The sequence below is a fragment of the Cupriavidus sp. UME77 genome, assembly GCF_014170355.1.
GTDB classification, from domain to species: Bacteria; Pseudomonadota; Gammaproteobacteria; order Burkholderiales; family Burkholderiaceae; genus Cupriavidus; species Cupriavidus basilensis.
In genome coordinates, this window is the sequence record NZ_LZZU01000097.1 from 1 (window position 1) to 11365 (window position 11365).

The window sequence follows — 11365 nt, forward strand, 5'->3', positions numbered from 1 at the left end:
TAGCTAATCTTTCGACTAGTTATCCCCCACGACAGGGCACGTTCCGATGTATTACTCACCCGTTCGCCACTCGCCACCAGGATTGCTCCCGTGCTGCCGTTCGACTTGCATGTGTAAGGCATGCCGCCAGCGTTCAATCTGAGCCAGGATCAAACTCTTCAGTTTAATACCTGTGTGATCCTTGCGGATCTCGCTCTTTCGAGCGGTCGCTCACTCTCAGAAAACTGACTGGTTACGTCCGCGATTTGTACCCCGGACATAACCAACATGTTTTACTGTGCGAGCACTTTATAACTTGTAAGCTAAAAGACCGAAGTCTTCCGCATCCGCTATCAAGCGCCCACACTTATCGGTTGTTTGTTTGTTAAAGAACTCACCGCGGTTCGCTTTGCTTACCGCGTCGCTGCGTTTGCTGCAGCACAGAAACGAGACTATAAAGAACTTTCTACGTTTCGTCAAACACTTTTAATCTTTTGCTGCTTCGGGAAGCTTTGCTATTTCTGCTCTGCCTACCCTTGCCGCTAACCCCACAACCCTTGCCCCGCCTGCTTTGCAGCAGCGTTGCCGTGTTGCGAGGGGGCGAATACTAAAGGGTCCGGGCCAGCCTGACAAGGCCTTTTCGGCAAATATTGTGAGCGCCTCTTCGATCACCTTTTGTAGCGCACTTTCGGCGTAACCCGGAAATGGAAGCAATACTCGATGCCTGGCGCGCAAGCCTGGCAACCAGGGCCGACCACATCGCGCCGCCAGCCTGCTATACGGCAGCCCGGCACCCACCCCAACGGCACGAACGAAAAAATGGCCTGGAGCGCTTAACGCTTCAGGCCATTTTTTGTGCTTCTTTTACTGCTTAGAATAAGTGGTGCGGCTGGCAGGATTCGAACCCACGACCCCTTGGTTCGTAGCCAAGTACTCTATCCAACTGAGCTACAGCCGCACGCGAAGACGGCATTCTAGCGCAGTCAGAGAAAAATGCAAGCCCATTTTTGCCTGCCCATCTTGGCTACCAGCGATAGCGCGCGCCCAGCGTGCCTCCGGGATTGCGCCCGGCTTTCAGCTTGACCCATAGCTTGACGCCCCCGTTCGTGCTGCCGTGCGCGCCAAGGTTGACGGAGAGTAGCCCACGCAGCATGTCGGGATCGATGCGGGTGCCATTGATATTAATCACCTGCTTGCGGTCCTGCCAAAGATCCGCCTCGACAAAGGGGTACACGCCGCCGACGCCGGTCAGCCGGGTTGGCTGCGTCCGATAGACCCGCACCACCACCTCCGCGGCGCTTGCGTCCGCAGGCTGCCCGGAGAGAAAACCGGTTGCGTTCTTATCGAGGCCAGGCTGATAGGCGAGTTGCAGGCGCGGCTGTATCGTCAGGCCGCCGCTACGCGGCAATACGGTATCCAGCGCGAGCGCCATGCTTTGCATCCGGCCGCCAACGACCCCGGTGGCCGAAGTGGCATCGTCAAGCCGCAGGAAGAACTCGGCGTGTCGCGGTCGGCCGGCGGGTTCGGCATAAACCGGATCACGCAAAGCCGCCGAAAGCCCGGGGGCATCGTCATCCGCACTGGGTGGAGCCGATGCAGTTGAAGTACTGCTGCCCCAGGAGGACCACTTGCCAATCGACGCGACCAGCGGTGCCTGCACTGCGCCACCGCCAGCTGGCGCCGCCGGCGACGGGGATTCACTTGCAAGCTGTGCAACTGAATCGGGTTCGAGCTGGTCCCAGCCGAGGCCGGTGTTGCTGGCGGAGGGACGCTCTTCGGCCTGCGCCAGTGAGGCCACCAACAGAGCAAGGATCGAGCAGCAACAAAGCCGGCAAGGATGGGGATGGGCGGCGTATGTGCAAAGCCCGGTCCCAGCGGTGCCTGCACCACCCTGCGTCGCGCACGCAGATGACACACTCCTGGCCATGACTGCAACCCCTGGCTGAAATGAACCATGTCGACTCTGCTTGAGCATAGATCAAACAAAGCACAAGCGTTAGGGGCTAGGCGCGCCTTGCGTGGGGCGCCGTACAAGGCGGCCTGGCGAGCGGCCGGAGCGTGCCGGCCGCTGCCACATTGCTATGCAAACCAGAGGCGCTCCGCTAGGATCGCGGCTGGCCGCCGGGACGCAGGACGAAATCCCGGCGAGCCAGCCGTAGCAGTACAAGAAGAAGCGAAACAACGGAACAGCGGAAGATCCTGATGACCAACGACCCCATTGACAGGCCTGGCAATCCTGGCGAGCCCGATGCTTCAAAAATGAAACAGAATGGCGCCGTCGGCAAGTTGCCGATCGCCCCGGTGCACAACGTCCTGCGCGATACCCGCGAGCTGCTGGGCAGCAGCGGCGAGCTCGAAGCCGGGCGCGGCATGATCACCGCCATCCTTGCGCTGGCCCTGGGCGGGCTGAGCCTGCTGGGCGTAATTGCCTTCCATTTCCCGCAATACCTGACCACGCCCGAGCTACGCCACAAGTATTCGGTCGACGTGTTGCGTCACGTGCTGTTTGCCGCGCTGCTGGTGTCCGGCGGCATGTCGCTAACTAACCTGGTGCTGGGCCGCAAGCGCAGCCTGAACGCCGCGGCATTCGCACTGGTAGCACTTGCGGTGGCGTTGGGCGGATCACGCGTAGCCGTGGGCGACTTCCCGGACCACACGCCGTACATCGGCCTGGACTGGTTCATCCTCGACCTGCTCGGCTCGACGCTGATCTTCGTGGTGATCGAAAAGATGTTCCCGCTCTATCGCGGGCAGGCCGTATTCCGGCGCGAATGGCAGACCGACCTGGTGCACTTCGCGGTCAACCACTTCATCGTTGGCCTGATCCTGTTGACGGTCAATTTCCTGATCTTCCGCTTGTTCGGCTGGCTGGTGCGCGACAGCGTGCACGCGTTCGTGGGTGGCATTCCCTTCGTGCTGCAGCTGCTGCTGTGCATTCTGGCGGCCGACCTGGCACAGTACTGGACCCACCGCGCGTATCACGAGGTACCGTTCCTGTGGAAATTCCACGCTGTGCACCACAGCACCAAGACCATGGACTGGCTCGCAGGCTCGCGCCAACACATGCTGGAACTGGTGTTCACGCGCGTGCTGGTGCTGGCGCCGCTCTACGTGCTGGGCTTCAACAAGGGCGTCATCGATGCGTACATCATCATCGTTGGCTTCCAGGCGGTGTTCAACCACGCCAATGTCCACCTGCCGTGGGGCCCGCTGCGCTACCTCGTGGTCACGCCGGATTTCCATCACTGGCACCATGCATCGGACGACGAGGCGATCGACAAGAATTACTCAGCGCACTATGCCTTTCTCGACTACCTGTTTGGCACCGCGGTGAAATCCGGCAAGCGTTTCCCCGAAAAATACGGCGTAGTCGGCGACTACATGCCGGACGGCTTCGTGCGCCAGCAGCTATTCCCCTTCCGGCCGATGCCGCCGGCACGCAAGGACGACGAGGCATAAGACGGTCCGGCGTGCTGGCATCGACGTACGCCCGCTCGGGATCGAAGCCCCGCAGGCCGGCGATATTCTGCTGCCGGCCGCCGTCCCCCATCGCGGATGGGGGCGAAACCAAGTAGCGTGCGTGGAGTGCGGGAAATAGGCCGCCATGGGAGGCGGTACCCTGGAATGTGCCACCCAAAGGGACCCTATGCCGTGCGGGTAGGAACCGCATGAAAGCGCGGCGCAAAAGAAAAAGGCCGCTGCATAAGCAACGGCCTTTTTCATCGAGTCTTGGTGCCCAGAAGAGGACTCGAACCTCCACAGTGTTGCCACCGCTAGGACCTGAACCTAGTGCGTCTACCAATTTCGCCATCTGGGCTTCGTTTTGCCGCTTTGCTGCAGCGCTGCGAAGAACGACATTATGCAGAACGCGGAGTCAGCCGTCAACTCCCGCGCTGAAATTTCTTTGGCGGCCGCGATCAAGGCTGAAAACAGACGTGCCCAGGCCTGCCATCCAGGTGCAAGGTGGCTGTGGCGGGACGCGTGCTCGCCACCACCTTGCCGGCGCGCAACACCAGCAGACGGGTGGCGCGCAGCCGGATCGCCTCGACCGCGTCGCGTGCCTGCAGCAGCACCAGGTCGGCCCGGCAGCCCGGTGCGATGCCGTAGCCTTCCAGCCCAAGGATGCGCGCCGGCGTTTCGGTGACGGCAGCAAAGCACGCGCGCATGGCGTCCTGCCCGGTCATCTGCGCCACGTGCAGCCCCATATGCGCCACCTCCAGCATGTCACCCGAGCCCAGGCTGTACCACGGGTCCATCACGCAGTCATGGCCGAACGCCACCGGCACGCCGGCGGCCAGCAACTCCGGCACACGGGTCATGCCGCGCCGCTTCGGATAGCTATCGTGCCGGCCCTGCAGCGTGATGTTGATCAGCGGGTTGGCGATGGCCGCCACGCCAGACTCCCGAATCAGCGGAATCAGCTTGGAGACGTAGTAGTTGTCCATCGAGTGCATCGAGGTCAGGTGCGAGCCCGTCACCCTGCCCTGCAAGCCAAGGCGCACGGTCTGGCTGGCCAACGTCTCGATATGGCGCGACATCGGGTCGTCGCTCTCATCGCAATGCATGTCGACCCGCAAGCCTCTTTCACAAGCCAGTTCGCACAGGATGCGCACGGACTCGGCGCCATCGGTCATGGTTCGCTCGAAATGCGGGATGCCGCCCACCACGTCCACGCCCATGCCGAGCGCCCGCTTGAGATTGTCGAGCGCGCCCGGCGCGCGCAGTACGCCGTCTTGCGGAAAGGCCACCAGTTGCAGGTCGAGGTAAGGCCGGACCTTCTCGCGCACGTGCAGCAGCGCCTCGGTGGCAAGCAGGCGCGGGTCGCACACATCCACGTGCGAACGGATCGCCAGCAGGCCCTTGGCGACCGCCCAGTCGCAATAGGCCAGCGCGCGTTCGACGATGGCGTCCTGCGTCAGCAGCGGCTTGAGCTCGCCCCATAGCGCGATGCCTTCGAGTAAAGTGCCGGACTGGTTGATGCGCGGCAGGCCGTAGGACAGCGTCGAGTCCATGTGGAAATGCGCATCGACAAATGGCGGCGTCACCAGTTGCCCTGCGGCATCGACCTCGGCAGCGGCAGGCGCCTTGAGCGCCGGTTCCACCGCCTTGATGCGGTCACCCAGGATGCCGATGTCGATGCCGGTACGGCCATCGGGGAGCGTGCAGTTGCGTAGGATCAGGTCGAGCATGGTGCGGGCCTTGTCATGATGATTGCTTGCCTGGAATCAACGTTCGCCCTTGCGATAGGGCTTCATCAGCGCCTGCGGGTAGGCGGCGCGGCGCGCCACCAGCACCAGCGCGAGGATCGACAGCACATACGGCAACATCAGGTAAAGCTGGTAAGGCAGTGGCGGCAAGCCGGGCAGGCTCGCGCCGCTTTGCTGCAGGCGCAGTTGCAGTGCGTCGAAGGCGGCGAACAGCAAGGCGCCGGCCAGCGCGCGGCCCGGCCGCCACGAAGCAAACACCACCAGTGCCACGCAGATCCAGCCCCGGCCGTTGATCATGTTAAAGAAGAATGCGTTGAACGCGGATAGCGTGAGGAACGCGCCGCCCACCGCCATCAGGGCAGAGCCCGCCATGATCGCACCGATACGCATCGCGCCTACGCGAATCCCCTGCCCCTGCGCCGCGGCGGGATTCTCGCCAACCATGCGCACGGCCAGCCCGAGCGGCGTCCGGTAGAGCAGCCAGGCCACCACGGGCACCAGCACCAGCGCCAGCAGCGTCAATGCGGTCTCCTCACCAAACACCGGGCTCAACATACCACCGATCAGCGGAATGCCGCTGATCCAGTGCATCGGGGCAAAGGGCGTGATGGTGGGCGGCGTGGAGACGGAGGCAAAGCCGAGCCGGTAGGCATAGTAGGACAGGCTGGTGGCCAGCATGGTCACGCCCAGCCCAGCCACATGCTGGGACAGCGCCAGGCTCACGGTCAGCCAGCCATGCAGCAGCCCGAAGGCCAGCCCGACACCGGCTGCCACCGCCACCCCGCCCCATAGCGGCGCACCGTGATAGACCGCCAGCCAGCCACAGAAAGCGCCAGCTACCATGATGCCCTCAATGCCAAGGTTGAGTACGCCGGCACGCTCGCACAGCAGCACGCCCAGCGTGCCGAAGATCAGCGGCGTGGCCACGCGCAGCACCGCGATCCAGAATGGCGCCGAGGCCACGATATCGAGCAGTTCCATCAGGCCACCTTACCTGGAGCATCCAAGCGGATACGGTAGCGTGTCAGCATGGTCGCCACCAGCATGGCGAGCAGCGCCACCGCCACGATCACGTCGGCAATGCTGTTGGGCACGCCCACCGCGCGGCTCATGCCATCCGCCCCCACCAGCACGCCGGCCACGAACACCGATGCCGCCACCACGCCAAGCGGATGCAGCCCCGCCAGCATGGCGATGACCACGCCTGCATAGCCATAGCCGGGAGAAATATCGAGCGTGAGGTAGCTGGTGCGCCCCGCCACTTCCACCACGCCCGCCAGCCCCGCAAGCCCGCCGGACAACAACGCGGCCCACATCGTCACCCTGCGCACCGGCATGCCGGCGAAGGCGGCGGCCCGTGCGTTGGCGCCTACCGCGCGCATCTGCAGGCCAAACACCGTGAAGCGGTTGACCGCCCACAGAATCACGGCCAGCGCGCAAGCCACCAACAAGCCGCTGTGCACGCGCGAGCGTTCCACCAGCTTGGCCAGCTCCAGCTCCGGCACCAGCGCCACCGATTGCGGCCAGCCCATCGCGGTGGCGTCTTTCATCGGGCCATCGAGCATCATCGAGACAAACAGCAGCACGATGAAATTGGCCAGCAGGGTCGTGACCACCTCATCCACACCGAGCCGGGTCTTGAGCCACGCGGCCCCAAGCAACAACATGGCCCCGGCCAGCATGCCGGCCATCACCATCAGGACAAAGAGCAAACCCATGGGCAGTTGCTGCGCCCAGGGCGCAACCGCGCCATCGACCTGGCCGCCAACCGCCACGGCGGCCAGCGCACCGAGATAGAGTTGCCCTTCCGCACCGATATTGAACAGCCGCGCGCGAAAGGCCACCGCCACCGACAAACCGGTCAGGATCAGCGGCGTGGCGCGCGTGAGCGTTTCCGACCACGCAAAGCGCGAGCCAAAGCCGCCTTCCAGCAGCAGCGCATAGGCCCGCCCGACCGGTGCGCCGGCCCAGCGCACCAGCAAGGCGCAGATCAGCAGCGTGGCAAGGATGGCGACGATGGGCGCGGCCAGCATGGCCACGCGCGAAACGCCGGTTCGGGCCTCAAGCCGCATGGAGCACCTCCCCCTTGCCCGCTTGCGCTTGCTGGCCGCCGCCCGAGCCGGCCATGGCCAGGCCGAGCTCGCCCAGCGTCCACGCCGCCGTAGGCCGGGCTTCGGTCAGGCGCCCGGCATGCATCACGGCGATGCGGTCGGCCAGCGCGTGCAGTTCATCCAGGTCCTCCGAGATCAGCAGTACGGCAGCGCCTTCGCGTGCCGCATCGAGCAGGCGGGTGCGCACATAGGCCACCGCGCCGATATCGAGGCCCCAGGTTGGCTGGCTGGCCACCACCAGCCTTGGCGCGCTGCCTTCGCCGCGCACCGAGAGCGCCCGGCCCAGGATCAGCTTTTGCATATTGCCGCCCGACATGGTTCGCGCCGGCACCTCGATGCCGGCGGTGCGCACATCGAAACGCGCGACCAGGTCCCGCGCAAACCGCTGCGCGGCGGCGCGCCGGATGATGCCCCAGCGCGAAAAGCGCGGCTCGCTGAGTTGTTCACTAACGGCGTTCTCCCATACGGCAAGATCGCCCACCACGCCGATCGCATGGCGATCCTCCGGCACGCGTGCCACGCCAGCCTCAATCCATGCGCGGGGCTTTGCGGGCATCGGCTTGCCTGCCAAGGTGACACGCCCCTCACTGGCCTCCAGCGTGCCGCTGGCCAGCTCCGCCAGCGCGGCCTGTCCGTTGCCTGAGACACCGGCAATGCCGACGATCTCGCCGGCACGCACCTGCAGGCTGACCTCGCGCAGCAGCGTACGCCCGTTGGCGGCGCGCGCGCCTACGTGCTCCAGCGCAAACACGGGTGGCGCCGCGTTGCCATTGGCGCCATCCGCGACGCTCGGCCGTGCCGCGCGTTCCGGCATCGCTACCACGCGGCCGACCATCAACTCTGCCAGTTCGGCCTTGGTGGTCTGCGCCGCGGTGCACTGCGCGACCAGCTTGCCGCCACGCAGTACCGCGATGCGGTCGGAAACACGCAGCACCTCGTCAAGCTTGTGGCTGATAAAAATCACTGACAATCCTTCGGCGATCAGTTGCGCCAGCGTGGAGAACAGCGTCTCGGCCTCGTGCGGCGTCAAGACGGCGGTCGGCTCATCGAGAATCAGCACGCGGGCGCCGCGATACAACGCCTTCACGATCTCCACGCGCTGGCGCTCTCCCACCGACAGCTCGCCAACCCTTGCCTGGGGGCGCACCGCCAGGCCGAAGCGCTCAGCCAGGGCCAGCACCTTGTCGCGCGCGGCGCGCCGCTCCAGGCGCCATTGCCACAGCGGCTGGGTGCCGAGCATGATGTTGTCCAGCACCGAGAGATTGTCGGCTAGCGTGAAATGCTGGTGCACCATGCCGATGCCGGCTGCCAGCGCCGCGCGCGGCTGGCCGGGCGGCAACGGCTGGCCGTCCACCTCCACCGTACCGGCGTCGGCCACGTAGTGCCCGAACAGGATGCTGACCAGCGTGCTCTTGCCGGCGCCGTTCTCGCCCAGCAAGGCCAGCACCTCCCCGCGCTGCAACGCCAGCGAGATGTCGTCGTTGGCCACAAGCGGGCCGAATCGCTTGGTAATGCCGGCAAGGCGCAGGATAGGGGTGGGCATGGATGGCTGATGATGGCGTTTAAAAGCGTCGACGGTTTGCTCCCCTAGCCCAGACGCGGGCGAGGGGAGCAAACGCAGCCGGGCACTTCAAGTGGCTCTGGCCACCTTACTGCGACGACTTCGGCTCCGTTTCCACCACCTTGACCGCGAACTTGCCATCGAGGATCGCTTTCTCTTTCGCCTTGACCTTGGTCATCACGTCGCCTGGCACCTTGCCGTCGAACGTGCCCAGCGGCGCCAGCTCCGCGCCCTTGAACTTCATCAGCGAATAAGGGCCGTAGTCCTCGCTCTTGAACTGGCCGGCCTTGACCTTGCCAAGCGCGGCGCCCACGGTGGGCTCCATGTTCCACAACGCCGAGGCCACCACGGTAGCGGGATATTGCGGCTGCGTGTTGATGACATTGCCGATCGCCAGCTTGCCCTTTTCCTTTGCGGCGTCGGATACGCCAAAGCGTTCGGCGTAGAGCACGTCGGCACCCTTGTCGATCATGGCGAAGGCCGCTTCCTTGGCCTTGGGCGGATCGAACCACGAGCCGATGAAGCTGACCGTGAACTTCACCTTGGGATTGACCTCGCGCGCGCCTTCCATGAAGGCGTGCATCAGCCGGTTGACCTCGGGGATGGCATAGCCACCCACCATGCCGATATGGTTGGTCTTGGTCATGCCGCCGGCGATCATGCCAGTGAGGTAGGACGGCTCCTGGATGTAGTTGTCGAACACCGAGAAGTTAGGCGCCTGCGGCTTGCCGGAAGAACCCATCAGGAACGCGGTCTTGGGATAGTCCTTGGCCACCTTGCGCGCGGCCGCCTCGACGGCGAACGATTCGCCCAGGATCAGCGAAGAGCCCTGCTCCGCGTACTGGCGCAGCACGCGCTCATAGTCGGCATTGGACACGCTTTCCGAGAACACATAGTCGATCTCGCCGCGCGCCTTGGCCTCGTTGAGCGCCTTGTGAATGCGCGACACCCATTGCTGCTCGACAGGCACGGTGTATACCGCCGCCACCTTCAGCTTGGCCTGCGCCTGCGCCTGCGCCGGCACGACGCCACCGAGTGCGGCCACGCTGGCGGCTGCCGCCGCGAATTTCAACCAGGACCTGCGCTTACCCTCAAAACTCATGGTTCTCTCCCCTTGTTGACGATAACTCCACGGCCAGGCCAGCCGGTTCCAGCCCGCAACCTCGCAGCAACAGCCGCACCAGGTGGTCGGTGGCCTGTTCATAATCGCGCTGCCCCAGGTGGCTCACCCCAAGCACGGCGCAAACTTGCGACTCAAAATCAGCATAGGTCTGGGTGGCGGCCCAGATCGTGAAAAACAGGTGCTGTGGATCGACGCTGGCCATCTCGCCGCGCGCGATCCATTCCCGGATCACGCCGGCCTTGCGCGCCACCAGCGCGCGCAGCGCACCGCTGAGCACGTCGCGGATCTCCGGCGCTCCGTGCAGCAGCTCGTTGGCAAACACGCGCGAGGCATCCGGATGGCTGGCAGACAGCCGCATCTTGGCGCGGATGTACTGCTCCAGTGCCACCTGGGGCCGCTGCTCCGCGCCGATGATGTCGGTCTCGGACAGCCACAGCGCGAGCGTATGCGCCAGCACGGCCCGATATAGCGCCTGCTTGGTGCGGAAGTAGTAATGCAGGTTGGACTTCGGCACGCCGGCGCGCGTGGCGATCTCGTTCATGGTCGCGCCGGCAAACCCGGCCCGGGCGAACACGTATTCGGCCGCGCGCAGGATCAGCGCCTCGTTCTCCTGGCGGATGCGCCCCCCCGCCACCTCCCGCGGCGGCGGAAAGCATGGCGGCGGCGCCGTAGCCGGCGCTCCCATTACTTGGTGCCGTAGAGGCGGTCGCCGGCGTCGCCCAGGCCTGGCACGATGTAGCCGTGCTCGTTGAGTTCCTCGTCAATGGCCGCGGTGACGATGGCTACGTCGGGGTGCGCCGCTCGCAAGGCCGTCAAGCCCTGCCGCGAAGCGATCAGGCACACGTACTTGAGCGTGCTCACGCCGGCTTCCTTCAAGCGGTTGAGCGCGGCGATGGCGGAGTTGCCGGTAGCCAGCATCGGGTCGACCACGATCACCAGCCGCTCATGGATGTCTTCCGGCATCTTGAAGTAGTACTCGATCGGCTCCAGCGTTTCCGGGTCGCGGTACAGGCCGATATGCCCGACCCGCGCGGCCGGCAGCAAGTCCAGCATGCCATCCAGGAAACCATTGCCGGCCCGCAGGATCGACACCAGGCACAGCTTCTTGCCCGAGAGCACCGGCGACTGCATGGGCGCGATCGGAGTCTTGATGGCGATGGTTTCCATTGCCAGGTCGCGGGTTGCCTCGTAGGTCAGCAGCTGGCTGATCTCGCGCACCAGCCGGCGGAAATTGTCGGTGGTGGTGTCTTCGCTGCGGACCAGCGTGACCTTGTGCTGCACGAGCGGATGATCCACTACCATCACGGACGCGGTGGCGGGCGGTACGGCGGAGAGGTCGGTCATGATGCGCTCCTGGAGGACGGTAGCGGATAGCACTTGCTGG

At 64.7% G+C, this 11365-nt stretch carries 9 protein-coding genes, 2 tRNA genes and 1 rRNA gene; 1 reads left to right on the forward strand and 11 read right to left on the reverse strand.

The window, feature by feature from the left end; genetic code table 11:
* The 3 genes from A9975_RS37115 to A9975_RS37125 form a co-directional block, all read right to left on the reverse strand.
* A 16S ribosomal RNA gene (locus A9975_RS37115) occupies nucleotides 1-165 on the reverse strand; the annotation flags it as partial.
* Nucleotides 166-860: 695 nt separating this feature from the next.
* Nucleotides 861-937 (reverse strand) — tRNA-Arg (locus tag A9975_RS37120).
* A gap of 66 nt (nucleotides 938-1003) precedes the next feature.
* On the reverse strand, nucleotides 1004-1777 hold the full coding sequence (locus A9975_RS37125) for a hypothetical protein (RefSeq protein ID WP_370565989.1): 774 nt from the start codon (nucleotides 1775-1777) through the stop codon (nucleotides 1004-1006).
* 461 nt (nucleotides 1778-2238) lie between these two features.
* Here A9975_RS37125 and A9975_RS37130 point away from each other — a divergent pair, with 461 nt between their 5' ends.
* Nucleotides 2239-3438, forward strand: coding sequence for a sterol desaturase family protein (locus A9975_RS37130; RefSeq protein WP_183037077.1), 1200 nt, complete (start codon nucleotides 2239-2241; stop codon nucleotides 3436-3438).
* 271 nt (nucleotides 3439-3709) lie between these two features.
* Here A9975_RS37130 and A9975_RS37135 read toward each other — a convergent pair.
* The 8 genes from A9975_RS37135 to upp form a co-directional block, all read right to left on the reverse strand.
* Nucleotides 3710-3796 (reverse strand) — tRNA-Leu (locus A9975_RS37135).
* Between the two features lie 100 nt (nucleotides 3797-3896).
* On the reverse strand, nucleotides 3897-5168 hold the full coding sequence (locus A9975_RS37140) for an amidohydrolase family protein (protein WP_183037078.1): 1272 nt from the start codon (nucleotides 5166-5168) through the stop codon (nucleotides 3897-3899).
* A 36-nt stretch (nucleotides 5169-5204) separates the two neighbouring features.
* A complete protein-coding gene (locus tag A9975_RS37145) occupies nucleotides 5205-6170 on the reverse strand; it encodes an ABC transporter permease (RefSeq protein WP_370565990.1) in 966 nt (321 codons plus the stop codon).
* Nucleotides 6167-7258, reverse strand: a complete 1092-nt coding sequence (locus A9975_RS37150) for an ABC transporter permease (protein ID WP_183037080.1) — start codon at nucleotides 7256-7258, stop codon at nucleotides 6167-6169. Before A9975_RS37150 ends, A9975_RS37145 begins: the two co-directional genes overlap by 4 nt.
* A complete protein-coding gene (locus A9975_RS37155; RefSeq protein WP_183037081.1) occupies nucleotides 7248-8840 on the reverse strand; it encodes an ABC transporter ATP-binding protein in 1593 nt (530 codons plus the stop codon). The genes A9975_RS37150 and A9975_RS37155 overlap by 11 nt, the downstream gene beginning before the upstream one ends.
* Before the next feature lie 106 nt (nucleotides 8841-8946).
* Nucleotides 8947-9960: a BMP family protein gene (locus tag A9975_RS37160; protein ID WP_183037082.1), complete on the reverse strand. Its 1014-nt coding sequence runs from the start codon at nucleotides 9958-9960 to the stop codon at nucleotides 8947-8949.
* Nucleotides 9950-10666: a TetR/AcrR family transcriptional regulator gene (locus A9975_RS37165; RefSeq protein ID WP_183037083.1), complete on the reverse strand. Its 717-nt coding sequence runs from the start codon at nucleotides 10664-10666 to the stop codon at nucleotides 9950-9952. The genes A9975_RS37160 and A9975_RS37165 overlap by 11 nt, the downstream gene beginning before the upstream one ends.
* Entirely contained in the window at nucleotides 10666-11325 is a 660-nt protein-coding gene (upp, locus tag A9975_RS37170) for a uracil phosphoribosyltransferase (RefSeq protein ID WP_183037098.1), read from the reverse strand. Before upp ends, A9975_RS37165 begins: the two co-directional genes overlap by 1 nt.
* Between the last annotated feature and the right edge of the window lie 40 nt (nucleotides 11326-11365).